Source organism: Bartonella sp. AA2SXKL (assembly GCF_042197205.1).
In the GTDB taxonomy this organism is placed as follows: Bacteria; Pseudomonadota; Alphaproteobacteria; order Rhizobiales; family Rhizobiaceae; genus Bartonella.
Window position 1 is genome coordinate 299 of sequence record NZ_JBHIRN010000071.1, and the last position, 304, is coordinate 602.

The following is a 304-nucleotide window of genomic DNA, read 5'->3' on the forward strand; positions in this document are numbered from 1 at the left end:
ATCATTATAAGGCAAACTGAAAAGGTAAAATGTGAACAAATATACAAAAATTTTGAGTCCAAAACGCCACAATAAGCTGATTATAGTAGACAGGATGGAGATTATGTTGAGGATTATAGTGAATAAGTAAAAGTTTTCATATAAGGAAAATAAAGGGATATAATCGTATGGCAGCGGTGGAGGATAATCGTCAAGGTAAGCATTATCCACTTTCAAGGGTACTCTATTGACTTGTAAAAATAATTTATAGTTTTTCAATTTCAATGAAATTCCAAATATTGTAAGTTTTTCTCACCTCAAATTC